Origin of the sequence: Variovorax sp. MHTC-1 (assembly GCF_003984645.1) — a bacterium.
GTDB lineage: Bacteria > Pseudomonadota > Gammaproteobacteria > Burkholderiales > Burkholderiaceae_C > Variovorax.
The window spans coordinates 284685-310023 of record NZ_RWKI01000004.1 but is presented as its reverse complement, the minus strand read 5'-3'; the positions used below and the strand labels follow the sequence as shown (position 1 = coordinate 310023).

Here is a 25339-nt window from a genome sequence, read left to right as displayed (position 1 = left end):
ATGCGAAGCTCCCGTGATCAGGACGACTGGGTTTGCGATTGCGACTGCGACTCCGCGCGCGGCTTGACGCGCCGGTCCCCTTCGAGGATCCAGGTGTCCTTGGTGCCGCCGCCCTGCGACGAGTTGACGACCAGCGAGCCCTCCTTGAGCGCCACGCGCGTGAGGCCGCCGGGCACCATCTGCACCTCCTTGCCCGAGAGCACGAAGGGGCGCAGGTCGATGTGGCGCGGCGCGATGCCGGCCTCCACGAAGGTGGGCGAGGTCGACAGGCTCAGCGTCGGCTGGGCGATGTAGCCGTCGGGCTTGGCAAGCACGGCCTTCTTGAAATCCTCGATCTCGGCATGCGTTGCCGCCGGGCCGATCAGCATGCCGTAGCCGCCGGCGCCGTGCACTTCCTTGACTACCAGGTCCTTCATGTGGGAGAGCGTGTAGTCGAGATCGTCCTTGTTGCGGCACATGTAGGTCGGCACGTTCTTGAGGATCGGCTTCTCGCCGAGATAGAACTCGATCATCTTCGGCACGTAGGGATAGATCGACTTGTCGTCCGCCACGCCGGTGCCGACTGCATTGCAGATCACGACGTTGCCCTCGCGGTAGGCGCGCATGAGGCCGGCGCAGCCGAGCGTAGACGTCGGGCGGAACACCTCGGGGTCGAGGAAATCGTCGTCCACGCGGCGGTAGATCACGTCGACGCGCCGGGGGCCGCGCGTGGTGCGCATGTAAACGAAGTCGTCCTTGACGAAGAGGTCCTGTCCTTCGACCAGCTCCACGCCCATCTGCTGCGCGAGGAAGGCATGCTCGAAGTAGGCGCTGTTGTACATGCCGGGCGTGAGCACCACCACGGTGGGCTCGGCAGTCGCCGGCGGCGCGCAGGCACGCAGCGTCTCGAGCAGCAGGTCGGGATAGTGCGCCACCGGCGCGACCCGGTTCTGGCTGAACAGCTCGGGGAAGAGCCGCATCATCATCTTGCGGTTCTCCAGCATGTAGCTCACGCCGCTGGGCACCCGCAGGTTGTCTTCGAGCACGTAGTACTCGCCATTGCCGGCGGCGTCGGGCGCGCGCACGATGTCGATGCCGCAGATGTGCGCGTAGATGTCGTTCGGCACCTTCACGCCCACCATCTCGGGGCGGTACTGCGCGTTGTTGAAGATCTGTTCGGACGGAATCACGCCGGCCTTGACGATCTCCTGCCCGTGGTAGACATCGTGGATGAAGCGGTTGAGCGCGGTCACGCGCTGCACCAGCCCCTTCTCCATGCTCTCCCACTCGTGGGCGGGAATGATGCGCGGCAGCAGGTCGAAGGGGATCAGGCGCTCGGTGCCCGAACCGTCCTCGTCCTTCGCACCGTACACGGCGAAGGTGATGCCGACCCGGCGGAAGATCATTTCCGCCTCCTCGCGCCGCGATCGCATCACCTCGGCGGGCTGCTTCGCGAGCCATTGGTCGTAGCGCTTGTAGTGGTTTCGAACTGCTGCGCCGCTGTAGGGCAGCTGTTCGTACATCTCGTCGAATTTGTGCATGGAACGACCAATCTCCTTGCGCGTAGCTTAGCAAGTTCAGGGCCAGTATCTCTACGGGACAACGTGGTGCCAGTAGCGTTTCGCAGTCCGGCGCTGGCATTGCACTTCGCTCGGCTGCCTGCTGGACCAGCTGGCGGCACCGCAGTGTGCGGAGTCCACGATGGCGATCTCGCGCTCGCGATAACGCGCCGCCACTTCCTCGGCCGGATGCCCGAATCGGTTGCGGTAGCCGGCTTGGACCAGCGCGATTCGCGGCCGCACCGCATCGAGCAGCGCCGGGCTCGACGAGGTCTTGCTGCCGTGGTGCGGCACCAGCAGCAGGTCGGCGCGCAAGCTTGGCGTTCGCGCCACCAGAGCCGCTTCCTGCAGGCGCTCGATGTCGCCGGCCAGGAGCGCCGCGGCGCGGCCATTGCCGATGCGCAGCACGCAGGAGACGGCATTGGGCTTAGTGAAGCCGGCGTAGTCGGCCTCGACCGGATGCAGGATCTCGAAGTCCACGCCATCCCAGCTCCAGCGCTGGCCAGCCGCGCAGCGCCGAGCCGCGCGCAGCTTCTGCAACGGATGCGCCGCCTCGATCGAGCTCAGCAGCTCGGCCTGCGGCTGCATCGCCAGCACCGCGGGCGCGCCGCCCGTGTGGTCGCTGTCGCGGTGGCTCAGCACCACGGTCGCCAGCTTCTCGTCGAACGCGCGCAATAGCGGCACCAGCACGCGGTGGCCGGCATCGCTCTCGACGCTGTAGCGCGGGCCGGTGTCGTAGAGCAGGCTGCGGGTGGCGGTGCGCACCAGCACTGCGTTGCCTTGCCCGACATCGGCCGCGAGAAGTTCGAACTCGCCCGCCGCCGGCCGCTGTGCCTGCCACAGCAGCGCCGGCAGCACGAGCGGCAGGCCGAGCGCGCACACCGACCACGGCAGGCGCATCGCGAGCAGCACGCCGCCGGCAACGCCCGCCACCGCCGCCCACAGCGCTGGCGCGGGCGCCGAGAAAGTCGCCAGCGGCCACTGCGCCAGCCACTGCAGCAGCAGCGCGAGCGCCTGCACCGCCCACGCGGCCACGTTCCACAGCGGCGGCAGCAGCACGCCGAGCATCGCCAGCGGCGTGATGACCAGCGTCACCCACGGAATCGCGATCGCATTCGCCATCAGGCCGACGGCCGACACCTGCTGGAAGAGCAGCAGGCCGAGCGGCGCCAAGGCCAGCGTCACCGTCCATTGCTCGCGCCACATTCGCGCAAGCCGCGCCTTCACGCCCGTGACGCCGGCCTCGGGCCCCGCGGCGCCGGCGGCGAACAACACGCCGACCGCGACGAAGCTGAGCCAGAAGCCCGGCTGCATCAGCGCCCACGGATCGAGCGCCACCACCACCGCGCAGGTGCAGAGCCAGACGAAGGGCCAGGGCCAGCGCCGCCCCGCGAGGCGCAGCAGCGCGACCGTGGCCAGCATCCATACGGTGCGCTGCGAAGGCAGGCCCCAGCCGCTGAAGAGCGCATAGAGCGCCGCGAGCAGCACCCCGCCCGCCAGCGCCGCATGCGGCGCCGGCCACCACAGCATCAGCCGGCCGCTGCGGCGCCAGAGCGCGCCGACGAGCCAGGCAGCGAGCCAGGCGAACATCGTGATGTGGAGCCCCGAGATCGACATCAGGTGTGCGACGCCGGTGGCTCGAAAGATGTCCCAGTCGGCGCGGTCGATCGCGTTCTGGTCGCCCGTGACCAGCGCTGCGATCACGCCGGCAAGGCGACGATCGGCCACCCGCTCCAGGATCGCATCGCGCACCGATTCGCGCGCCCGCTCGAAGGGATAGCGCCAGCTCTGGCCGATACGCTCGGCGTTCGTTGCATCGGTGCGCACATAGCCGCTGGCCTGCACGCCCTGCTCCCACAAGCGCAGCTCGTGGTCGAAGCCGTGCGGATTGAGATTGCCGTGCGGCGCCTTGAGGCGCACCGTCAGGCGCCAGCGCTCGCCCGCATGCACCGGGCCGGGCGCGGCGGCGCTCTCGGCGCGCAGCGCATCGTCGGCCGCGCTGCCCCAGAGGCTGGTGTTGTCGGCATACCAGCCGAGCGAGATGCGCGGCGGCACGCGCGGCATGCCACCATCATTGCCGCCGGCCCAGCGCGCCGACTCGACATCGAAGAGAAAGCGCACGGTGCCATCGCCGCGCTGCGGCATCTGCGAAACCATGCCCACCACCTGCAGGTCGCGTCCCTCGAGCGCGGGCGCCAGCGCATCGCCTGCATAGGCGGCTGCGCGCCAGCCCGCGAGACCGCCGCCGGTCATCGCGCCGAGCAGCAGCATGGCCAGCGCCGAGCGCCGCCATCCGCGCAACAACAGCCACGCGGCAGCCGCGACAAGCAGCAGTCCGGCATAAACAGCCCAGCCCCACAGCGCAGCCTGCTGCAACTGCAGCGCAGCGCCCAGCACCGAGCCGGCCATGGCGGCAAAGAAAGACAGGCCGCGCGGCTCCGCACCCGGCCTCATGCAACGGTCCTCGATGACATGCAGCAATCACTCCCTGACACGCTCTCTGTGGCGCGCTAATTGCTATCCGTGTGGGCTAGTATGCGTCTCACCCCGAGGCACCCTCGACGTCACGAGAAAAAATGTCCATTCACGCCGCTCTCCACCACGTCACCCACTACAAGTACGACCGTCCGGTGCAATTGGGTCCTCAGGTGATCCGCCTGCGTCCCGCCCCGCATTGCCGCAGCAACGTGATCTCCTACTCGCTGCGCGTCGAGCCCGAGCAGCACTTCGTCAACTGGCAGCAGGACCCCTTCGCGAACTACCAGGCGCGCCTGGTGTTCCCCGAGAAGACGCGAGAGTTCAAGGTCACGGTCGACCTGGTGGTCGAGATGGCGGTCTACAACCCCTTCGACTTCTTCCTCGAGCCGCAGGCCGAGAACTTCCCTTTCAAGTACACCGAGTCGCAGGCGCAGGAACTCGCGCCCTACCTCGTGGCCGACCCCGCCACGCCGCTGGTGGCGGCCTACCTCGAGAAGATCGACCGCAAGACGCAGCGCACCATCGACTTCCTCGTCGGCCTCAATCAGCAGGTGCAGAAGGACGTCGGCTACCTGATCCGCATGGAGCCCGGCGTGCAGTCGCCCGAGCAGACGCTGGCCAACGCCTCCGGCTCCTGCCGCGATTCGGGTTGGCTGCTGGTGCAACTGCTGCGCCATTGCGGGCTGGCGGCGCGCTTCGTCTCGGGCTACCTGATCCAGCTCACGCCCGACGTGAAGGCGCTCGACGGCCCGAGCGGCACCACCGTCGACTTCACCGACCTGCATGCCTGGTGCGAGGTCTACCTGCCCGGCGCCGGCTGGATCGGGCTCGACGCCACCTCGGGCCTGATGGCCGGCGAGGGCCACATTCCGCTCGCCTGCACGCCCACGCCTTCGAGCGCGGCGCCGATCGAGGGTGCGGTCGACGAAGCCGAGGTCGACTTCGCCCACGAGATGAAGGTCACGCGCATCCACGAATCGCCGCGCGTGACCAAGCCCTACACCGAGGAGCAATGGGCCGAAGTGCTGGCGCTCGGCGAGGCGGTCGACGCGCGCCTGAATGCCGGCGACGTGCGCCTCACGATGGGCGGCGAGCCGACCTACGTCGCCACCAGCGACCGCGATGCGCCCGAGTGGAACACCGATGCGCTCGGCCCCACCAAGCGCGGCTACGCGACCGAGCTGGTGCACAAGCTGCGCGCCGAATACGGCCAGGGCGGCTTCCTGCATCTCGGCCAGGGCAAGTGGTACCCGGGCGAGCAGCTGCCGCGCTGGGCGCTGTCGATCTTCTGGCGCGCCGACGGCCAGCCGCTGTGGCACAAGCCCGAGCTCTTCGCCGACGAGCGCACGCCCACCCACTACACGAGCGAAGACGCGTGCCGCTTCACCAGCGCGCTCGCACACAAGCTCGGCCTCACCGACCGCTTCGTGCAGCCCGGCTACGAAGACGTCTACTACTACCTCTGGCGCGAGCGCCGGCTGCCGGTGAACGTCGACCCTTTCGATTCGAAGCTCGACGACGAGCTGGAACGCGTGCGTCTGCGCCGCGTGTTCACGCAGAAGCTCGATGCGGTGATCGGCTACATGCTGCCCATCGAGGCCGCGAACGCCGACACCGATGCGCCCGCCCTCGCCGGTCCGGGCTGGAAGACCGGCCCCTGGTTCCTGCGCGACGACCGCATGTACCTGATCCCCGGCGATTCGCCGATGGGCTACCGCCTGCCGCTCGATTCGCAGCCCTGGGTCAGCAAGGGCGACTATCCCTACCTGGTGGAGCGCGACCCCACTGCGCCGCGCGCGCCCCTGCCCGCCTCCACCCTCTTTCGGGCGCGCTACGAAGGCGGGCTCGCCGGCGCGCCGGCCGATCTGGGCGCCGTGCCCTACGACTTCGGCGTGCCGCAGCAGTCGCCGTCGGCGCTGCGCTTCCAGGCCGCGCACGGCAACCCGGCGGCGGCGCGCGCGGCCGCGGCCTCCTCCGATCCGACCACGACCCGCGAGCCGCGCCGCGGCGAGTCGGCGCACTGGGTCACGCGCACCGCGCTGTGCGTGGAGGTGCGCGACCCGCGCCGCGCCAACGGGCCGGCAGCCGAGAAGGTCGGCAGCGCCTCGGGCGTGCTCTACGTCTTCATGCCGCCGCTCGCGCGGCTGGAGGACTACCTCGACCTCGTCGCCGCGGTCGAAGCCACGGCCGAGCAGCTGGGCGTGCAGGTGGTGCTCGAAGGCTATCCGCCGCCGCGCGATCCGCGCCTGAAGATGCTGCAGGTCACGCCCGACCCGGGCGTGATCGAGGTCAACATCCATCCCGCGCACAACTGGCGCGAACTGGTGGCGCACACCGAGTTCCTCTACAACGCGGCCTTCGAGACACGCCTGTCGGCCGAGAAGTTCATGACCGACGGCCGCCACACCGGCACCGGCGGCGGCAACCACTTCGTGCTGGGCGGCGCCACGCCGGCCGACAGCCCCTTCCTGCGCCGGCCCGAGCTGCTCGCGAGCCTGCTGCTCTACTGGCACAACCACCCGTCGCTGAGCTACCTGTTCTCGGGCATGTTCATCGGCCCGACCAGCCAGGCGCCGCGCGTGGACGAAGCGCGCAACGACCAGCTCTACGAACTCGAGATCGCCCTCAAGGAAATCGCGCAGAGCCGCGAGATCCACGGCCAGAACATGCCGGCCTGGATGGTGGACCGCACGCTGCGCAACATCCTCGTCGACGTCACCGGCAACACGCACCGCAGCGAGTTCTGCATCGACAAGCTCTACTCGCCCGACTCCGCCACCGGCCGCCTCGGCCTGCTGGAGCTGCGCGCCTTCGAGATGCCGCCGCATGCGCGCATGAGCATCGTGCAGCAGCTGCTGCTGCGCGCCTTCATCGCCCGCTTCTGGGACGAGCCCTACCAGGCGCCCGCCACGCGCTGGGGCACCGAACTGCACGACCGCTTCCTGTTGCCGACCTTCGTCAAGATGGACTTCGACGACGTCATCGGCGAGATGCGGCAAGCCGGCTTCGCCTTCGATCCGGACTGGTTCGCGCCGCACCTGGAGTTCCGCTTCCCGCTGGTCGGCCAGGTGCAGGCGATGGGCGTCGAGCTGTCGCTGCGCAACGCGCTCGAACCCTGGCACGTGATGGGCGAGGAAGGCTCGGCCGGCGGCACCGTGCGCTATGTCGATTCCTCGCTCGAACGCATCGAGGTGCGCGTGACCGGCCTCAACGAAAGCCGCCACGTCGTCACCGTCAACGGCAAGGTGCTGCCGCTGCAGCCTACCGGCACGGTCGGCGAATTCGTGGCCGGCATCCGCTACAAGGCCTGGAACCCTCCCTCGGCGCTGCACCCGAGCATCGGCGCGCACGCGCCGCTCACCTTCGACCTGGTCGACACCTGGATGAAGCGTTCGCTCGGCGGCTGCCAGTACTTCGTCGCCCATCCGGGCGGGCGCAACTACGACACCTTCCCGGTCAACGCCTACGAGGCCGAGAGCCGGCGCCACTCGCGCTTCTCGCGCATGGGCCATACGCCGGGCCTGCTGCGCACGCCGCCGGCGACGATCGAACTTGCCGGAAGCCGCGAATTCCCGTTCACGCTCGATTTGAGACGAGGATGATGCCGATGTGACAATCGGCACATCTTGGACCCACTGCACGATTCCCTTTTCGATGCCCAGGCGCTCGAAGCGCCCGCCGAGCTGGCCTCGGCGCTCGCGCCGCCCGCTGCGCCAGGGCATTTCGACGAGCTGCGCGGCGCCGCGACGCCGATCACGGCAGCGCGCGTCGGGGGCCCGTCCCAGCCGGCGCCGCTCTACGAGGCTTCGTCCGTGCCTGCGGCCGCCGATGCCGATGAGATGCCGCCGCGCGAGCGCCCCCCGCTGGCGCCGGCCTGGGCCGATTTTTTCGAGCAGCTCGGCACCGACGGCTTCAACGACCTGCCTCGCCGCGCGGTCAGCCTCGAGCGGCAGATCCGCGACAACGGCGTCACCTACAACGTCTACGCCGACGCCGACGGGCCGCAGCGGCCCTGGTCGCTCGATCTCTTTCCGCTGATCGTCTCGCCCGAAAGCTGGGCCCAGATCGAGGCCGGCGTGCTGCAGCGCGTGCGCGTGCTCGACCGTGTGATGGCCGACGTCTACGGGCCGCAGCAGCTGCTGGCCGAGGGCCTCCTGCCGCCCGCGCTGGTGCACGGCCATCCGGGCTACCTGCGCGCGATGCACGGCGTCAAGCCGCCCGGCGACACCTGGCTGCACATCGCGGCCTTCGACCTGGCACGCGGACCCGACGGCAACTGGTGGGTGGTGTCGCAGCGCACGCAGGCACCCTCGGGCCTGGGCTACCTGCTCGAGAACCGGCTCGCGATCGCGCGCCAGTTCCCGCAGGCCTTCGAGGCGCTGCACGTGCAGCGCCTGGCCGCGACCTACCACGCGATGATGGAAGGCCTGCAGCACATGTGCCCGGCCGGCCAGCCGCCGCATATCGCGCTGCTCACGCCGGGGCCCTACAACGAAACCTATTTCGAGCACGCCTATCTCTCGCGCTATCTCGGCATTACGCTGGTCGAGGGCAGCGACCTCACGGTGCGCGACCAGCGCCTCTACCTCAAGACGCTGCAGGGCCTGCGCCCGGTGCACGGGCTGATCAAGCGGCTCGACGACCAGTACCTCGACCCGCTCGAGCTGCGCCCCGACTCCACGCTCGGCGTGCCGGGCCTGCTGCAGGCGATCCGCGCCGGCAACGTGCTGGTGGCCAACATGCCGGGCTCGGCCTTCCTGGAGTCTCCTGCGCTGCTCGGCTTCCTGCCGGCGCTGGCGCGCCGCCTGATCGGCGAGAAGCTGCAGCTGCCGGCCCTGCCGACCTGGTGGTGCGGCGAACGCGCCGCCATGGAAGCGGTGCTGCCGCAGCTCGACAGTTGCGCGATCAAGTCCACCTATCCCGGCGACGATTCCCACACCAGCTTCGACGCCGTGCTCGGCAGCCGCATGGGGCGCCGCGAGCTCGACGAGTGGGCCGGCCGCATCGTGCGCCAGGGCGACGAGCACACCGTGCAGAGCTACCTGCCGCTGTCGCAGATGCCGACCTGGACGCAGGACCTCGGCCCCGGCCACATCACGCCGCGCGCAGTGCTCTTGCGCGTGTTCGCGGTGAGCGACGGCGCAAGGTCGTGGCGCGTGCTGCCCGGCGGCCTGGCGCGGCTCGCGGGCGCGGATGCCCAAATCGCCTCGATGCAACGCGGCGGCAGCAGCGCCGACGTCTGGGTGCAGACCCATGGCGAGGTCGACCGCACCACGCTGCTGCAGCCCCATGCCACGCCGGCCTCGCTGGCGCGGCACCGTGCACCGGTCACCAGCCGCGCGGCCGAGAACATGTTCTGGCTCGGCCGCTACACCGAGCGCGCCGAGAACGCGGTGCACCTCGCGCGGCTCACGCTCGACGTGCTCGGCGGCGAAGACCAGTCCTCGCCGGCGCTCCTGAGCTGGCTGCACCGGCTGACGCTGCGCAATGCGCTGGTGCCGCGCGATGTACCGACCATCCCGAAGTCGCGCCGCGTGTTCGAACGCGCGCTGATCGCGGAGCTGGGCGACGTCGAAGAAGGCGGCAGCGTCGGCTACAGCCTGCGCTGCGTGCGACAGGCCGCGGCCGCGGTGCGCGAGCGGCTGTCGCAGGACAACTGGAACCAGATCGTGCGCGCCGAGGCCGAATTCCTGCGCCGCGCCGCCGAGCAGGCCGGCGAGCGCGGCGAAGGCGGCTACGCGAGCGCCGTCGCGTTGCGCATGCTCGAATCGACCAGCGCCGCGCTGGCCGCGATCACCGGCGCCCAGACCGACCGCATGACGCGCGACGACGCCTGGCGGCTGCTCTCGATCGGCCGCCATATCGAGCGGCTGGGCTTCCTCTCCAGTTCGCTGGCGGCCGGTTTCGAGATCGGCTCGGTGCACGAGGTGAGCGGCTTCGAGGCCATGGTCGCGCTGTTCGACAGCACGATCACCTTCCATGCTCGCTATCAGCAACGCCGCGACGTGGCGACACTGGTCGACCTCCTGGTACAGGACGGCGACAACCCGCGTTCGCTGGCCTGGGTGACGCAGACGCTGCGCGGCCGCATCGCCCGGCTGGCGGGCAGCGCGCCGGGCAAGCTCACCGCGCTCTCACACGAGCTGCCCGACCCGGCCACGTGGACGCTCGAACATCTTTGCGAAGCCGGGCCCGACGGACGCCATCCCGCGCTGGAGAACGTGCTGGAGAACTGCGAGACGGCGGCCTACCATGTGTCGGACGCCATCGGCATCCGCTACTTCACGCTGACTTCCGAGTCCCTGCGCTCGGTCGGTGCCTAGAAATGTCTGCCCCCCGGCTTTTCACTCGCTGCGCTCGTGTAACTCCACCCCCCGCGGGGGAGGCGCGGCCCGCCTTGGGGCGGCCCGGCGGCGGCCGCATGGCGACGGCCCCCCGGCTTTTCACTCGCTGCGCTCGTGTAACTCCACCCCCCGCGGGGGAGGCGCGGCCCGCCTTGGGGCGGCCCGGCGGCGGCCGCCGATAAGCTTCAGACCATGTTGCTTCACGTCACCCACGAAACGCGCTACGCGTACACGCCGCCGGTCGAGACCGCGCAGCATCTCGCGCACCTGAAGCCGCTGGCCACCGGCTCCCAGCGGCTGGTGAGCCACGCGCTCGCGATCAGCCCCGAGCCCGCGCAGCGCGGCGAGTCGCCCGATGTCTACGGCAACGTGCGCGCCTTCTTCGCGCTCGATTCGACGCACGGGGAACTGGTGGTCACGGCTGAGAGCGTGGTCGAGACCGGCCCGCCGCTGCTGTCGCCGGCGGCGTCGCTCGCGCTGCCGTGGGAGGAGGTGCGCGAGCGCTTCCGCTACGCCAAGGGCCTGCTCTTCGATGCGGCCTCCGAATTCGTCTTCGCTTCGCGCTACGTGCCGCGGCACGAGGACTTCGCCGCCTACGCGCGGCCGAGCTTCGCGCCCGGCCGTCCGGTGTTCGACGCGGCAATGGACCTCACGCTGCGCATGTACCGCGACTTCGTCTACGACACCGAGAGCACCGAGATCAGCACGCCGGCGATCGAGGCGCTGGCGCAGCGCCACGGCGTGTGCCAGGACTTCGCCCACATCATGATCGCCTGCTTCCGCACGCTGGGCCTGCCGGCGCGCTACGTCAGCGGCTACCTGCTGACGCAGCCGCCGCCCGGACGTCCGCGGCTGGTCGGCGCCGACGCCTCGCATGCCTGGGTCTCGGTCTACCTGCCCGGCGACGACGGGCCCGGCGACTGGGCCGAGTTCGACCCGACCAACGGCCGCCAACCCGGCGAGGATTACGTGGCGCTGGCGATCGGCCGCGACTATTCCGACGTCTCGCCGATGCGCGGCGTGCTGCACGGCGGCGCACGGCATACGCTCGACGTCGGCGTCACGGTGCGGCCGCTCGAAGAGCTGCCGGCCGAGGCGCCAACACGAATACAGACTCAGACGCAATCACAATCGCAGTCCCAACCCCGATCGCAATCCCAACAAGACGAGGACCCTTCATGAGCGTTTACGACAAACTTTCCAGCCTCGGCATCACGCTGCCGCCGGTCTCGGCCCCCGCCGCGGCCTATGTGCCCTATGTGCAGACAGGCAAGCTGGTGTTCCTCTCCGGCCATATCGCCAAGAAAGACGGCAAGCCCTGGGTCGGCCAGCTCGGCGCCACGCTCGGCACCGACGAAGGCAAGCAGGCTGCACGCGCGATCGCGATCGACCTGCTCGGCACGCTGCACGCTGCGGTCGGCGACCTGAACAAGGTCAAGCGCATCGTCAAGGTGATGAGCCTGGTCAACTCGGTCGGCACTTTCACCGAGCAGCATCTCGTGACCAACGGCGCGAGCGAGTTCTTCGCCGAGGTCTTCGGCCCCGAGAAGGGCGCGCATGCGCGCAGTGCCTTCGGCGTGGCGCAGGTCCCCTTGGGTGCCTGCGTCGAAATCGAATTGATCGCCGAAGTGGAATAGTTGGACGACACCGATCGCCATTTGCTGAGCCTGCTGCAGGCCAACGCCCGCGAGCCCGCTGCCGAGCTCGCGCGCAAGCTCAAGGTGGCGCGCACGACGGTGGTGGCGCGCATCGCGCGGCTGGAACGCGTGGGCGTGATCGGCGGCTACGGCGTACGCCTCGGCCAGCAGCTCGAGCAGGCCGCGGTGCGCGCCTACTGCGGCCTCAGCGTGGCGCCGAAGTCGGCCACCGCCGTGATCCAAGCACTCGAGCGGCTGCCCGAGGTCGAGGAGCTCTCGGCCGTCAGCGGCCAGTACGACTACATGCTGGCCCTGCGCTGCGAGACCAACGAGCAGCTGGACGCCCTGCTCGACCGCATCGGGCTGATCGAAGGCATCCAGCACACCCATACCTCGGTGGTGCTGAGCCGCAAGGTCGACCGCCGCAGCGCGGTGCCGTCAAGCGGCTGAGCGCGCCTGCGGCCGCTGCCCACGGCCCAGCGTGCCGACGACGGCGGTGGCCACGAGCACCAGCGCGGCGCTCAGCAGCATGGTGCTGGAGATGCCGTGGTTGTCGACCGTCAGGCCGCCGAGCAGCGCGCCCGAGGCAATGGCGACCTGGAACCCGCTCACCAGCAGCGCCTGCCCGGCCTCCTGCGCCTCGGGCACGGCTTCCATCATCCAGCCGGTCAGCGAGACCGGGATCAGGCCGAAGGCCAGGCCCCAGATGACCACCACGGCCGCCCCGGCCACGATCCCGCTGCCGGCCACTGTCGACAGCAGCAGCGCCGCGGCGAGCAGCACCGTCGCCAAGAGCGTGGTGCCGCGCACGCTGCGCGCCACCAGGCTGCCGCCGACGAGGGTGCCGATGAAGCCGGTCGCGCCGTAGACTAAGAGCAGCGCCGTCACTGCGCCCGGCGCGAGGCCGAAGGTCTGCTGCAGGAGCGGCGTGAGGTAGGTGTAGGCCGCGAAATGCCCGGCGATCAGGAACAGCACGGCGAGCAGCCCGACCTGCGCCATGCGGCGCGTGAGCGGCGTCAGCAGGTCGCGCGGACGAATGGCGCGCGCCGGCGGCAGCGCCGGCAGCAGCCAGATCTGCGCCGCCAGCACGACGGCCGCGAGCAGTCCGGTCACCGCGAAGGCCGCACGCCATCCGGCGAAGTTGCTGATGAAGGCGCCGGCCGGCACGCCGAACACCGTGGCGGCAGACACGCCCGCCAGCACGAGCGACATGGCGCGCGCCTTCGACATGTCGGGCACCAGCTGCGTGGCAGCGCCCGGCGCGAAGGTCCAGAAGCCGCCGATGCACAGGCCGAGCAGCAGGCGCGCCACCAGCATGGTCGCGAAGTTGGGCGCGATGGCGGCCAGCAGGTTGGATGCAACCAGCAACGCCGAGAGCGCGATCATCACGGTGCGGCGGTCGAGACGGCCCGAGGCGACGATCAGCGCCGGCCCGGCGAAGGCGGCCAGCACGCCGGGGATCGTGACCATCAGGCCGGCCGTGCCGTCGCTGACATCGAGGCCGGTGGCGATGTCGGTCAGCAAGCCGATCGGCAGGAATTCCGTCGTCACCATCGAGAAGGTGCCGACGGCGATCGAGCCGACTGCGAGCCAGGCGGAGCGGGAGGTTTCGGCGATTTCAGGGGTAGAGGGCAGCGCATCGGCGCATGAGGTGCAGGGAGCAGTCATGGGTGGAGAAGCCTTGGAAGGGAGCCCCGGCGTCATGTGCCGAGGCTTGTTGCAGTGCAAGGTGGCGAGTTTGAAGCCGCATCGGCAGCGCCGAAGGCGCCCGGCGGAAGCTCACCGTTTCCTCTTCACCAACAATCGACCCCGGCCCTCTACGTCTGCTTCGCGGAGTTGCTGCGCACGCGCCTGCCTGCACGAAGCGCCCGATGCGGCACCGCGGGCGCCGTTGGCGCGGCGGTCTTGGTGTCGCCCAGCGCGGCATAGCAATCGCCGACTCGCGTGGACAGAAAGGCTTCGAGCGAAACCTGCTCCTGCCCCACGAAGCCATGCGACGGCAGCCGGCCGGTGTGCAGCAGCTCGAACACGCCGACCACTCCGGCGGCCGTGGCCAGCTCGATCGCGGTGCGGTCCACGCCGCGCAGCCGGCCGCCGTCGATGCGGGCCAGGCGGGTCTGCTGCTCGAAGCGCCCGCCCCGCTCGCCCGATGCCGATGCGAACACGATGACCACGTCTTCCCGGCTGTGGGGAACGGCGTGTTCCAGCACCTGGCGCAGCAGGTCGCGGCGCTCGACCAAGCGCAGGTCGTGCAGCAGGAAGTCCATCGCATCGCGGTGGCCTGGGTAGCGAAGGGACTTGTAGTCGAGGTTGCGTACGCGGCCAGCGAGCGTCTCGCCGAGCGTGCCCAGCCCGCCCGAGGTGTTGAAGGCCTCGAAGGCCTCGCCGTCGAGCACCAGGGTCTCGTGCCCTTCCAGCGGCTGCAGCGACACCGGCCGGCCCTGCACGACAGCGGCGCACGGGTTGCAGTACTCGTTGATCAGGCCGTCGATGCTCCATGTGAAGTTGTAGCGCAGCCGGTTGGTGGCATGGCGCGTCAGCGCGCCGACGCGCAGATGCAGGTCATGCAGCGTTTCGAAGCGGCCGGCCAGTTGCATGCCGAGCATGCCGATCACGCCCGGTGCCAGCCCGCACTGCGGCATCAGCACGGTGGATGCATCCTCGGCCAGCGCACGGATGGCGCTGGTAGCCGACACGTCCTCCGTGAGATCGAAGTAGTGCACGCCCTGCGCCCGCGCAGCCGTGGCGACGCGCACCGTGACGTAGAAGGGCAAGGCGTTGATCACGACCTGGTGCCCCGCCAGCACGGCCGCGAGCGCCGCGTCCTCTTCCACGTCCAGCACGATGCGCTCGACCAGCCGGTCGCCGGGCTCGGCATGGGCATGCGTGCGGTCCGCGAGCGTGACCGGCAGGTGGTGGTACTCGGCCACCATGTCGGCCACCGTGCTGCCGACCTTGCCGGCGCCCAGCACCAGGACCTTGCGGATGTCTTGCGGGCTCATCGAGCATCTCCTCATCGTTTGGATGAAGAAACTGTAGGAGCAGGTGCTGGCAGCCGGAAGCCGCCAATGCGTCGCGAAGTCGCGCGTTTCCGGCGGAACGACGCCGCGCACGAACGAATGGTCAGGCCGGGGCGGACGAACCCCGCACCACCAGCTCGCCGGGCAGCAGCAATTGCCGCGGGGGGCCTTCGAGGCCGCGCAGGCGCTCGATCAGACAGGTCGCCGCGGCACGCCCGATCGCATCGGTCGGCTGCGCGATGGTGCTGAGACCCGGCCCGATCAAGGGCGCCCATTCGGGATCGTCGAAGCCGACGAAACCGAGTTCCTCGCCGAAGCGCCAGCCCAGGCGCGCCATCGCCGAGGCCACGCGCAAGGTCACGACTGCATTGCCGGCCAGCACAGCCGCGCGGCGCCCGCGCTTGGCGCGCTTGTGCAGGGCGCGCAGCGCGGCATCGAGCGCCTCGCTGTCGTCGCCGGTGCTCTCGAACACGTCTCCCGCGACGCCTGGTTCGTTCGCCGCGATGCAGTCGCCGAAGGCGGCGGTGCGTTCGCGCCGCGAGCTCACGCCCTTCTGCGGCTCGGTGATGTAGAGCAGCTCGCGATAGCCGCCCTCGACCAGATGGCCGCAGGCGGCCTGCATCGCCGCCGGGTTGTCCAGCGATACGAAGTCGGTGTGCATGCCGGGATGGCGGCGATCCACCAGCACCGCCGGCTTGCCGTGCAGCGCGTCGACATCGACCAGGCCGGCGCCGCGGCCCAGCGTGTTGAGGATGAAGCCGTCCACCTGGTAGCCGGCGAGCGCATCGATGGCCTCGCGCTCGCGGTCGATGTCGTTGCCGAGGTTGAACAGCATCACCAGGTAGCCGGCGTCCTGGCAGGTCTTCTCGGCGCCGCGCAGCACCGCGACCGAGTAGGGGTTGGTGATGTCGGCCACGACCAGGCCGATCAGGCGCGAGCGGCCGTGGCTCAGCGCCTGCGCCATCGGGCTCGGCGTGTAGGCCAGCTGCGCGACCGCGGCCTCGACGCGCGCCGCGATGTCGGGGCTCAGCAGGCGTTCGCGGTGGTTGAGGAAGCGCGAAACGGTGGCCTTGGAGACGCCCGCCATCCTGGCGACGTCCGCAATCGTTGCTTTGACCGGGCGCTGCATGGGCGATCGCAAATTCAGGCGAAGGCCGTGTCGTAAACCGCCGCCGGCCGCTCGCCGGCCAGGGCCTGCAGCAGGTTGGTGGTGGCCAGCTCGGCCATCGCATGCCGCGTCTCGTGCGTGGCCGAGCCGATGTGCGGCAGCGGCGTCACGCGCGGATGGGTGCGCAAGGGCGAATCCAAAGGCAGCGGCTCGGTCGCGAACACGTCGAGGCCGGCGGCGCGCAAGCTGCCCTGGTCGAGCGCGGCGAGCAGCGCGTGTTCCTGCACGGTGGCACCGCGGCCGCCGTTGATGAAGATGGCGCCCGGCTTCATGAGACCGAACACGCGCTCGTCGATCATGCCGCGCGTGCTGTCCGCGAGCGGCAGCATCGCGACCACGAAGTCGGCGCGTTCCAGCAGCTCATCGAGCGGCGTGTGCATCGCGCGCCCCACCAGCTCGGGCGACTGCACGGCCAGGTCGACCGGGCGCCTCGCGTGATAGAGCACCGGCATGCCGAAGCCCAGAGCGGCGCGGCGCGCGATGGCCTGGCCGATGCGGCCGAAACCCAGCAGGCCCAGCGTCTTGCCGTGCACGTCGAAGCCGAACAGGTCCTCGCCGATGTTCTCGGACCAGCGGCCCTCGCGCACAAGGTTGGAGAGCTCGACCACGCGGCGGCTGGTCGCCATGAGGAGCGCGAAGACGGTGTCGGCCACCGTCTCGTCGAGCACGCCGGGCGTGTGGCACAGCATGATGCCGCGCGCATGCAGGACGGCCAGCGCGTAGTTGTCGACGCCGACCGAGACACTGGAGATCACTTCGAGCTGGGGCGTGCGTTCGAGCAGCGCATCGTCCACCGGATAACTCGAACCGATCAGGCCCTGAGCCAGCGGCAGCGCGGCCTCGAAGGCCTCGCGCTCGGCCGCGATGCGCGGGTTGGCGACCGTGACCTCGTGCACCGCCTGCAGGCGTGCCAACTGGTCGTCTGGCAGTTCGCGAAAGACCAGGATCTTCTTGCGCATCACAACCTCGCTTCGTTCAATTGCGCCCGCGTCGGCAGGCCCTCGGTGTCGCCGAGCACCTGCACGGCACGGGCGCCGATCCAGGCAGCACGCCGCACCGCCTCAGGCACGGTCTTGCCTTCCAGCAGCGCGCTGATCACGCCGACCGCGAAGCCGTCGCCGGCGCCCACGGTGTCGACCACTTGCTTGACCGGGAAACCTTCGACGCGGCCGGTGCCGGCCGCATCGCCGTCATAGTAGGCGCCCTCGGCGCCGAGCTTGACCACCACCAGCTTCGCGCCGCGCTGCCGGTAAAAATGTGCCACGCCCTCGGGCGTTTTCTCGCCGGTGAGCAGCAGGCCCTCTTCCATGCCGGGCAGCACCCAGTCGGCACGTGCCGCCAGGTCGTTGATCGCGCGCCGCATCACATCGGTCGACGCCCACAGCGTGGGCCGCAGGTTGGGGTCGAAGGAAATCGTGCGGCCCGCCGCGCGCATCACCTCCATGCTCTTGATCGCGGCCTGCAGGCTGGTGTCGGAGATGGCCGCGAACACCCCGGTCGCATGCAGGTGCCGCGCCGAGCACAGCCAGGCCTCGTCGACGTCGGCCGGGCTCATGTGGCTCGCGGCCGAGCCCTTGCGGTGGTATTCCATCGGCGGGTCGCTGCCGTCGGTCACGCGACCCTTGAACTGGAGGCCGGTGCGCTGCGTGGCGTCGCTGATCACATGCGAGCAATCGATGCCTTCGCCCTGCATGGTGGCCAACAGCGAGCGGCCCATCGAATCGGCGCCGAGCCGGCTGGCCCAGCCCACCTTGAGGCCCAAGCGCGCGAGGCCGATCGCCACATTGGTTTCGGCACCGGCGGTGCGCTTGTGGAAGGCGGTGGCGTTCTCGATCGGTCCCGGCCGGTCGGCCACCAGCAAGAGCATGGCCTCGCCGAAGAGCGCGACGTCGAAGGCTGGGTTTGTCATGTTCGCAATGCCCGGATATACGCGACCTGGTCGCGCGTGATGGCGAGCAAATCGTCGCCGACCAGAGGGTATTCGATCGCGTGCGGCACCTCGGCCGGCAAGGCGCGCAGCACGGCGCGCCAGGGCGCCGCGGATTCGGCCAGCGGCACCGCGACCCATTTGGCCGCCAAGCGCTGCACCCCCTTGCAATGCACGTAGCGCACACGCGAGGCCAGTGCTTCTGCCGCCTGCAGCGGGCATTCGCCGAGCCAGTGCCAGTTGCCCATGTCGAAGGTCATGCCGAGATCGAGCCCGGCATTGTCGACTGCATCGAAGAAGCTTTGCAGCGCGGGCAGCGTGCCGGCCGCCACGGTCTGGTCGTTCTCGATCACGAGCTCGATCGGCGTTTCGGCGAGCTGCGCGCGCAGGCCGGCCAGCGCGCTGTGCGAGGACGCGCGAAAGTCCCCGATCGACATCTTGAGCCGGCGCGCGCCCAGCGTGGTCGCGGCAGCGAGGCCACGGGCGAGTGCGGCGCTGTCGAGCCAGCCGCCTTCGGCGCAGAGACCTTCGGGGCTCGAGTAGACCGAGGCGAGGCCCGCGAGCGCAGGCAGCTCGGCCGCGGGGTCACGCAGCAGCTCGCCGCGCACCTCGACGCTGTCGGCGCCGGCTGCCATGGCCAGTTGCGCGCACCAGGGCTGACCATGCCGCCCTACCTCGGCCGCGCCGAAGGACGACAAAGAAATCAGGACGTTCATGTGCCTCCTTCCAGGAACACCGCGGAACCGGCTTTGCGGGGCCGCTGGTGTTGCCCCGGTGAGGGAACAGGACTTCGGCGCGAGCGAACGAAGTGTATGAAACCGGTTTCAGCATCACATCAGGGATTTCCCCTAGCGAGCCTTCTGCCTACACTCGCCCGATGCTGACCCCCACTCTGCCGGACGCCGCTACAGAGGGCGAAAGTGCGGTCGCCGCGCCCACCGTGCGCCATCTGCGGCAGGCCCTGTTGTGGCCCCTGCGGCTGATGCCGACGACGCAGCCCCGCCACGCGCAGCGCAGCCCCTGGGACGCGCTGCGCGAGCTCGGCGATGCTTCGCCCTGGCGCGAGGAGATCGACGAGTACACGGGCAACAGCGAGCGCTTCCACGAGCGCCACTACAACGAGTTCGTGAGCTTCCTGCCTTACGTGCAGCGCTTCCTCTACGGCGAAGGCCGCGCCCGGCGCCAGTCCGGCGGCCCCGACGGCGGCGATTCGCCGATGCGCATCTTCCGCCGGCGCGACATCGCCGCCGTGCGCGTGGTGCCCCGGCCCGGCGATGCGCCCGTCGTGCTGCGGGTAGTGCACGTTGACCTCTATTTCTTCTACGACGTCGACCTGGTGCTGCTCAACCTGGAAGTCGGCTCCGACGACCTGAGCCTGCCGCTGGCGCAGGAGATCCTCTACCGCTTCGGCCGCGCCTATCCGGGCGGCTGGGATGCCCAGGGCGCCGCGCTGCATTGCATGCACAGCGTCGAATGGCTGGGCAGCGACGGCAGCGTGCTTTCGAGTTCGGACGTGCAGAACCGGGAGGCCTTTCTCTCGCACGTGGCCGAGCACCGCGCGCCGCGCATTGCCGCGCACTGGGCCTGGCTGATGCAGCCGCTGGTGAGCGACCATTCGGAGCAGCCGGGCGAGCTGCGCTTCCGCCAGCTCGAGTACTACCGCATGCCGGTGATGGCGTACCTCTCGCTCGACGACCCGCGCCGGCTCACGCGCAACGACTTCGTCCGCCTGGCCCTGGTCACGGGCGCGGCCGAGCCGGCCCTCGGCGGCGCCGGCCCTCTGCCCTACGCCGAGGAACACGTGGCCGACTTCGAGCAGAAGTATTGCTACGACCGCTTCTGGGTCGATGCCGGCGCGGCGCCCAACACGCGCTACATGTGCAACGGCCGAGCGCTCGTCGTGGTCGGCGACGCGCGCTCCGAATTCTTCTGCTGCCGCGACCGCGGCGTGCTGGCGCAGTTCCGGCACCAGCACTTCCTGCTGTTCCTGATCGCGCATTTCCAGAAGGCCGCGTTGCTGATGTTCTCCGACCGCCTGGTCGAGGCGCTGCGCATGCTCAACGTGCACGACGTGGCCAGCGTCAAGCGCTTCAAGCGCACGATCCGCAGGAGCTTCGAGACCTTTCTTCGCTTCACGCACCGCTACTGGTTTCACGAGATCTCGGAACAGGCGCAGGTGCGCGCGCTGTCGCACCTGTGCACCACGCACCTCGGGCTCGATCCGCTCTACGAGGAGGTCAAGGTACGCATCGCCGACATGAACACGTATCTGGACGCCGACAGCCTGCGCCGCCAGGCCAACACGGTGGTGCGGCTCACGGTAGTCACGCTGTTCGGCCTGATCGGCACCATCACCACCGGCTTCCTCGGCATGAACCTGCTGGCCGAGGCCGAGGCGCCGCTCTCGCGCAAGCTGACATGGTTCGCGGTGGTGGGCGTGCTGACCACCTGCCTCACGGTCTACACCATGGTCAAGTCGAAGCGGCTGTCGGACTTTCTGGATGCGCTCTCGGACGAGCGCCACACCTTTCGCACCAAGCTGGCGGTGCTGATGCGGGTCTGGCGGCCGGGCTCCGATTGAGGGCGATCGTGTCCGGCCACGTCATCACCTTCAACGCCGGCTCCTCGTCGGTCAAGTTCGCGCTGTTCTCGTTCGATGCGGGCGGATTGCGCAGCGAGCCGCCGCGGGCCAGGTCGCGCCTACGTGACGGGCGCGATCACCGCTTCGATCGCATCGCGCCACACGTCAGCCAGCTTGCCGTAGCCTTTCGAATTGGGGTGGATTTCGTTCAGCCAATCGTTGCTGTCGCCTTCGCTGTCCGGATCGGCGGGTGTCAATGTGGTGCCCAGCGTGTCGATCACATGCACGTTGGCGAGGCCCAGCGTGCGCACGACGCCGGCCAGTCGGTCGATCAGGTGCTTCGCGAGCTCCAGGTGCATCGATTTCGGAATGCGATGCGCAACCAGGGCCGGCAGCAGCCAGGGGCCCCTGCCCGGCGCCGCCGCCGCGTTGCGGGGCGTCGGGTATTCGTAGGTGTGCACGAAGATCGGCGTGGCGCTGTTGAGCGCGCTGTCCGCGGCCAGGCGCGACACGAGCCGGAAGTTCTCGCGCAGGTAGCGCTCGAACAGCACCCAGGCCTCTGGATGAATGCAGTCCGCGGGCGAAGCCGGATCGCTGCCCGGCGGCAGCTTGCGCAGCAGCTGCTGGTCGACTCGCTTGTCGCTGACCGCATCGACCAGGTCGTTGCCGCCGCCGCTCAGCAGGATCGCATCGAACTTCCAGGCCCGCAGGCCCTGCGGACCGCCGTCGACCAAGCTGGCGAAGGCCGGGTCGCGCCACCAGTCGACCATGCGGGCCAACGTGTCGCTCGGACGCGCGGTGCTGGTCACCAGCGTGCTGCGCCCGAGGACCAGCCGGTTCAGCAGGTTGTTGCCGAAGAGCGAACCGAAGGAGAACCACGAGTCGCCGTCGGCCAGCATGTGCCAGCCGAAATCCGAGGGGCTGATGCTGCCTTCGCCGAAGCCTAGCTGCTCGGGTCGAATGATTCGTACGGGCTTGTCGGATGTGGCCATGATTCGTCAACCCGCGGACGCGTCCTTGCTCCGCGGCAGCCACACCTCGATCGCGCCGGGCGCCGCCCTGATCGAGCGCGGCAGCAGCTTGATGACCCAGGGCTGGCCGGTCGGGGAAGCAGCGGTCTGCACCAGGGCCTGCGCACAGGCGCGCGCCGTCTCGTCGCGAATGATCACGCTAGGCTCGGGATGGCCGGTGGGCGGCGAGCGTCCGGCCCGGCGCGAGGTGCTGAGCACGTCCTCCATCGGCGGCACCGAAGCGCCCAGCGCGCGCCAGGGTCCGCGCCACGCGCGGGCCTTGTCCCGCAGCGCGGAGCCGTAGGTCTGGATGTAGACCACGGTATCGTTGCACACGCCGGGCGGCGGTGCGACCGCGGCCGGTGCGGCAGGCGCGCCGTTCGCCGGCGTTTCGCCGTTTTGGGCCGACCGCGGCATGTAAGGCGGCTGCGCGCCCTGCACGACCGGCGGCGGCGCGGCGGCGACCTGCACCCCGGGCGGCCCGGCGATCCGATCGCGCAGCCACACCACCACCGGCCAGGGCTCGGGCAAGGTGCCGCTGCAGTTCTGCTTGGAACCCGTCTGCCCGGAATAGTCGCGCGCCCAGTAGCGCGGCGCGCAGGCCGGCGCCTGCGCCGGCTGCAGGCAGTCGATGCCGTTGCCGGGGTCGAGCAGGCGCGCGCAGGCCGGCGTGCGCTGCTCGGCCGCTTCGTTGACGCAGGCCTGCTTGGCATCGTCGACGATGCGCACCGAGAGCCGGAACTTCGCCATGAAGTTCTCGCTGCCGTCGCGGCACAGCAGGTCGCCGGTGCGCAGCAGCTCGGCAGCCAGGAGCGCCGGCGCTTCGTTCGTCGCGGTGCCGGCGCGCAGGCGGGCCCAGAGCTCGGTGAGGTCCTTGAACGCGCTGTTCTCGGCCTTCTGCGTCTCGGCGCGCTGCACGCGCCAGCTGTCGATGCCCTGCCAGGCCGCGACGCCGAAGGTGGCGGCCGTGCCGAGTCCGACCGAGGCCGTCATCGCGCCGGCCCTCATCACGCGGGCCTGCAGCCGGCTCATCGCGCCGGCAGTCGGTGCGGCTGCGCTGTCCTTGTCGTCGCGATCGGCATCGGCCGCACGCACCGGCGGCTGCGCCTGGCCATCGTCGGGGACGAAGAGCCCCGGCGCGCCCATCGCCACCTCGTCGAGCATCTCGCCTTCGAGGCGCGAGCCGATCTCGGCGCCGAGCCGGAAATAGCTCTCCCACTGGGCTTCGTCGAAGAACTGGTCGGTGGTCGGCTGCTGCGGAAAGAGCGGATTGGAGGCCTTGAAATTCACCAGGTCGACCGGCAGCGTCGCCGAGACGTTGGGCTTGACCAGCACGATCTGTCCCGTCGCGCCGCTCGCATAGCGCACCTGCGCGAGCGCCAGGCAGGCCTGGCTGTGGGACGAGGCGAGATCGTTGAGCGAACCGAAGGCGCCCAGGTGCGCCCAGTCGGCGCCGGGCCGGGGCTTCATGAAGGTGATCTCTGCGTTGAGGTCGATGCGGGCGCGGCGGATCAGCACCTCGAGGTCGCAGAAGCGGTACTCCGGATCGGCGCCGCAATCGGCGATCACGATCAGCGAGGCCTGCTGGCGCAGCAGCGCGTAGGCGCCGGTATTCTCGAAATGGCCGCCGTCGCTCAGGAACCAGTTGGCCGAGCTGCTGCCGGGAAAGGCGCCGAAGCATTCGAGCAGCATGAAGCGCGTCTTCATCAGCAACGGGCTGGCATGCACGGCTGCGCCGCGCTGCACGATGCCGGCTTCGGCACTGTTCCACCAGTAGCCCAGGCGCAGCCCCGCGAACACCGACAGCGCCGCGATGCCGCGCTTGGTGAGCCGGCCGAGGCCGGGTGCGAAGGCCGCGCCCGAAATCGCCGTCCATGCGCCGAGGGTGAGCGCGCCATCGCCGTGCGCCTGCGCCCAGTTGGCGCCGCCGGCCTGCATCCAGCCCAGCGGGCCGATGGTGAGCGGCTGGCTCTTGCGGTCGCGGTTGAACAGGCGCTGCTTGGGGTCGTGCGTCTGGTTGATGCAGACGTTGGCGAGATGCACCGGCCCGCCATGCAGGTGCGGCGCATAGCGCAACTGCGAGATGTCGTCGCGCGCGTCGACCTCGCCGACCGGCACCCGCGGCGGCTCCAGGCCCGAGACCGCGTCCGTCGGACTGGCGCCCAGGCGCTTCGCGTTGGCGGCCCCGAGGTAGCCGCGCACGATGCGCGCCTTGTAGAACATGTGCAGCGAGGAGACGTTGAGAAAGCCGAAGTTGCGCCCGGTGACCAGCGCATAGCTGCCGACGATGACGGCGATGGTGCCGAGCCAGACCCAGCCGCGCGAGAAGTCCAGCCCCTCGGGCGTGAACACGGGCAGCAGCGCCACCGAATAGACCACGCCGACCCACCAGGCCGCGAGGCAGAAGGCCAGCACCAGGCCGAACAGGCTGGCGAGCGTCAGCATCAGCGTCTTGCCGATGCCAGGCGCCTCGCGCTTCTGCGACAGCAGCATCGGCAGCACGCCGCGCAAGGCCGCCGCAACGATCAGCAGCGCCGCCCCATAGGAAGCGCGCTCCCGCTGCGTTTCGGCGGCGAGCCACCAGGCGCTGCGGTCGAGCAGGCCCAGCATCACGATCAGCAATGCGGAGTTGATCACGGCCGCGAGCGCCTCGGTCAGCTCGTTGCGCAGCTGCGCCGGCGTGCGCCTGTTGCTGCGCCACAGCACCCACAGCAGCGCGACGACCCAGCACAGCGCAAAGGCCACGAAGGCGGGCGCCAGCCAGAGCGGCCCGCTGTAGTGGAGCACCAGGCGCGGCCCGATCCAGCAGGCGCCGGCGCCGAGCGCGCACCACATCGCCACCTGCACCAGCATCGACGAGGTGGACGGCTTGTCGCGCACCGACCAGTAGGCGCAGGCCAGCACCACCGAGGCGATGAAGGGGCCGATCAGCGTGAACCACAGCGTCGGCCACTGCGTCGACCATTGCACCAGCAGGCGCGCCGAATGCACGCTCGCTAGATCGGTGGCGCCGGCCAGCACATCCGAAGGCAGGCTGTTGAGGTCCACGGCACGGAACACCGTGTCCCACAGCAGCAGGTTGACGGCGGCGAGCACCATGCCGATCAGGCCGGCGGCGATCGCGATCTCGATGTGCGTGCCCAGCAGGTTGCGCAGGTAGAGCGCGCTGGCGAACAACGTGTCGCGCAGCCCGCCCGGAATGAGATAGCGGCCGTTGCTGCGCAGCCACCAGCCGAAGCGCGCGCGGTCGACGTCGCCCATCGCGCGCTCGATGTCGCGCACCTCTTCGGCCGATTTCGCTTCGGTGCAGAGCCGGCCCAGGGTGGCGCCGATGTAGCCGCCGCCCGAGACGGTCGAGATCAGGTCGAACTTGAGCAGTTGCCGGCGCGCGGCCAGCGCCTTCATCAGGCCGAGGCAGAAGGTGGCGCTGCGGATGCCACCGCCCGACAGGGCCAAGCCCCAGGGCCGGCGGCCGTCGTCGACGCCCGCCAGCGCCTTGCGGCGCGTTGCCACCAGCTCTTGGATGGTGTCGTCCATGCGGCTCCTCGTCGTTCCGCGTGAAATATTTCACGCTTGGCGAGGGGTATCAATGCCGCAAACGGTCTATGCCGGATGCAGGTTGCAGTGGTTAAGCTC

Annotated in this window: 16 protein-coding genes; 6 read left to right on the top strand and 10 right to left on the bottom strand. The window is 69.9% G+C overall.

What is annotated here, in order from left to right; genetic code table 11:
• Positions 1-17 precede the first annotated feature (17 nt).
• Both EJI01_RS09480 and EJI01_RS09475 read right to left on the bottom strand, forming a co-directional pair.
• Complete coding sequence (locus tag EJI01_RS09480; RefSeq protein ID WP_126836856.1) at positions 18-1520, bottom strand: circularly permuted type 2 ATP-grasp protein; 1503 nt, start codon at positions 1518-1520, stop codon at positions 18-20.
• 51 nt (positions 1521-1571) lie between these two features.
• Complete coding sequence (locus EJI01_RS09475) at positions 1572-3992, bottom strand: DNA internalization-related competence protein ComEC/Rec2 (protein WP_260602383.1); 2421 nt, start codon at positions 3990-3992, stop codon at positions 1572-1574.
• 122 nt (positions 3993-4114) lie between these two features.
• Between EJI01_RS09475 and EJI01_RS09470 the strand changes: the two genes are divergently transcribed.
• The 5 genes from EJI01_RS09470 to EJI01_RS09450 all read left to right on the top strand — a co-directional run bounded on the left by EJI01_RS09470 (position 4115) and on the right by EJI01_RS09450 (position 12447).
• Positions 4115-7618, top strand: coding sequence for a DUF2126 domain-containing protein (locus EJI01_RS09470; protein ID WP_126836855.1), 3504 nt, complete (start codon positions 4115-4117; stop codon positions 7616-7618).
• A 24-nt stretch (positions 7619-7642) separates the two neighbouring features.
• Positions 7643-10339, top strand: coding sequence for a circularly permuted type 2 ATP-grasp protein (locus EJI01_RS09465; protein WP_126836854.1), 2697 nt, complete (start codon positions 7643-7645; stop codon positions 10337-10339).
• Positions 10340-10552: 213 nt separating this feature from the next.
• Positions 10553-11542, top strand: a complete 990-nt coding sequence (locus tag EJI01_RS09460; RefSeq protein WP_126836853.1) for a transglutaminase N-terminal domain-containing protein — start codon at positions 10553-10555, stop codon at positions 11540-11542.
• Positions 11539-11997, top strand: a complete 459-nt coding sequence (locus EJI01_RS09455; protein ID WP_126836852.1) for a RidA family protein — start codon at positions 11539-11541, stop codon at positions 11995-11997. Before EJI01_RS09460 ends, EJI01_RS09455 begins: the two co-directional genes overlap by 4 nt.
• The gene (locus tag EJI01_RS09450; RefSeq protein WP_126836851.1) at positions 11998-12447 is read left to right on the top strand and encodes an Lrp/AsnC family transcriptional regulator; all 450 of its coding nucleotides are present in this window, start codon (positions 11998-12000) and stop codon (positions 12445-12447) included.
• Here the strand turns inward: EJI01_RS09450 and EJI01_RS09445 are convergent.
• The 6 genes from EJI01_RS09445 to EJI01_RS09420 all read right to left on the bottom strand — a co-directional run bounded on the left by EJI01_RS09445 (position 12436) and on the right by EJI01_RS09420 (position 18828).
• The gene (locus EJI01_RS09445; protein WP_126836850.1) at positions 12436-13665 is read right to left on the bottom strand and encodes an MFS transporter; all 1230 of its coding nucleotides are present in this window, start codon (positions 13663-13665) and stop codon (positions 12436-12438) included. The two genes, EJI01_RS09450 and EJI01_RS09445, sit on opposite strands and share 12 nt — an antisense overlap.
• Positions 13666-13814: 149 nt before the next feature.
• The gene (locus EJI01_RS09440; protein ID WP_126836849.1) at positions 13815-14999 is read right to left on the bottom strand and encodes a saccharopine dehydrogenase family protein; all 1185 of its coding nucleotides are present in this window, start codon (positions 14997-14999) and stop codon (positions 13815-13817) included.
• A 121-nt stretch (positions 15000-15120) separates the two neighbouring features.
• Positions 15121-16146: a LacI family DNA-binding transcriptional regulator gene (locus tag EJI01_RS09435; RefSeq protein WP_126836848.1), complete on the bottom strand. Its 1026-nt coding sequence runs from the start codon at positions 16144-16146 to the stop codon at positions 15121-15123.
• Between the two features lie 14 nt (positions 16147-16160).
• Positions 16161-17144 (bottom strand): 2-hydroxyacid dehydrogenase, encoded by a 984-nt coding sequence (locus EJI01_RS09430; protein WP_126836847.1) that lies wholly within the window; start codon positions 17142-17144, stop codon positions 16161-16163.
• Positions 17144-18094, bottom strand: a complete 951-nt coding sequence (locus EJI01_RS09425; RefSeq protein ID WP_126836846.1) for a sugar kinase — start codon at positions 18092-18094, stop codon at positions 17144-17146. Before EJI01_RS09425 ends, EJI01_RS09430 begins: the two co-directional genes overlap by 1 nt.
• On the bottom strand, positions 18091-18828 hold the full coding sequence (locus EJI01_RS09420) for a sugar phosphate isomerase/epimerase family protein (RefSeq protein ID WP_126836845.1): 738 nt from the start codon (positions 18826-18828) through the stop codon (positions 18091-18093). The genes EJI01_RS09425 and EJI01_RS09420 overlap by 4 nt, the downstream gene beginning before the upstream one ends.
• Positions 18829-18989: 161 nt before the next feature.
• On the opposite strand from EJI01_RS09420, the gene EJI01_RS09415 reads away from it, so the two are divergent.
• On the top strand, positions 18990-20693 hold the full coding sequence (locus EJI01_RS09415; RefSeq protein ID WP_126836844.1) for a hypothetical protein: 1704 nt from the start codon (positions 18990-18992) through the stop codon (positions 20691-20693).
• A 119-nt stretch (positions 20694-20812) separates the two neighbouring features.
• Here the strand turns inward: EJI01_RS09415 and EJI01_RS09410 are convergent, their stop codons facing one another.
• On the bottom strand, positions 20813-21685 hold the full coding sequence (locus EJI01_RS09410; RefSeq protein ID WP_126836843.1) for a GDSL-type esterase/lipase family protein: 873 nt from the start codon (positions 21683-21685) through the stop codon (positions 20813-20815).
• A 6-nt stretch (positions 21686-21691) separates the two neighbouring features.
• On the bottom strand, positions 21692-25240 hold the full coding sequence (locus tag EJI01_RS09405) for a patatin-like phospholipase family protein (protein ID WP_126836842.1): 3549 nt from the start codon (positions 25238-25240) through the stop codon (positions 21692-21694).
• Positions 25241-25339: the final 99 nt, after the last annotated feature.

What these genes read in the sequence shown, in the direction of transcription:
- EJI01_RS09480 (WP_126836856.1), bottom strand. Translation starts at nt 1,520, where the DNA reads ATGCACAAATTCGACGAGATGTACGAACAGCTGCCCTACAGCGGCGCA.
- EJI01_RS09475 (WP_260602383.1), bottom strand. Translation starts at nt 3,992, where the DNA reads ATGAGGCCGGGTGCGGAGCCGCGCGGCCTGTCTTTCTTTGCCGCCATG.
- EJI01_RS09470 (WP_126836855.1), top strand. Translation starts at nt 4,115, where the DNA reads ATGTCCATTCACGCCGCTCTCCACCACGTCACCCACTACAAGTACGAC.
- EJI01_RS09460 (WP_126836853.1), top strand. Translation starts at nt 10,553, where the DNA reads ATGTTGCTTCACGTCACCCACGAAACGCGCTACGCGTACACGCCGCCG.
- EJI01_RS09455 (WP_126836852.1), top strand. Translation starts at nt 11,539, where the DNA reads ATGAGCGTTTACGACAAACTTTCCAGCCTCGGCATCACGCTGCCGCCG.
- EJI01_RS09445 (WP_126836850.1), bottom strand. Translation starts at nt 13,665, where the DNA reads ATGACTGCTCCCTGCACCTCATGCGCCGATGCGCTGCCCTCTACCCCT.
- EJI01_RS09440 (WP_126836849.1), bottom strand. Translation starts at nt 14,999, where the DNA reads ATGAGCCCGCAAGACATCCGCAAGGTCCTGGTGCTGGGCGCCGGCAAG.
- EJI01_RS09435 (WP_126836848.1), bottom strand. Translation starts at nt 16,146, where the DNA reads ATGCAGCGCCCGGTCAAAGCAACGATTGCGGACGTCGCCAGGATGGCG.
- EJI01_RS09430 (WP_126836847.1), bottom strand. Translation starts at nt 17,144, where the DNA reads ATGCGCAAGAAGATCCTGGTCTTTCGCGAACTGCCAGACGACCAGTTG.
- EJI01_RS09425 (WP_126836846.1), bottom strand. Translation starts at nt 18,094, where the DNA reads ATGACAAACCCAGCCTTCGACGTCGCGCTCTTCGGCGAGGCCATGCTC.
- EJI01_RS09420 (WP_126836845.1), bottom strand. Translation starts at nt 18,828, where the DNA reads ATGAACGTCCTGATTTCTTTGTCGTCCTTCGGCGCGGCCGAGGTAGGG.
- EJI01_RS09415 (WP_126836844.1), top strand. Translation starts at nt 18,990, where the DNA reads ATGCTGACCCCCACTCTGCCGGACGCCGCTACAGAGGGCGAAAGTGCG.
- EJI01_RS09410 (WP_126836843.1), bottom strand. Translation starts at nt 21,685, where the DNA reads ATGGCCACATCCGACAAGCCCGTACGAATCATTCGACCCGAGCAGCTA.
- EJI01_RS09405 (WP_126836842.1), bottom strand. Translation starts at nt 25,240, where the DNA reads ATGGACGACACCATCCAAGAGCTGGTGGCAACGCGCCGCAAGGCGCTG.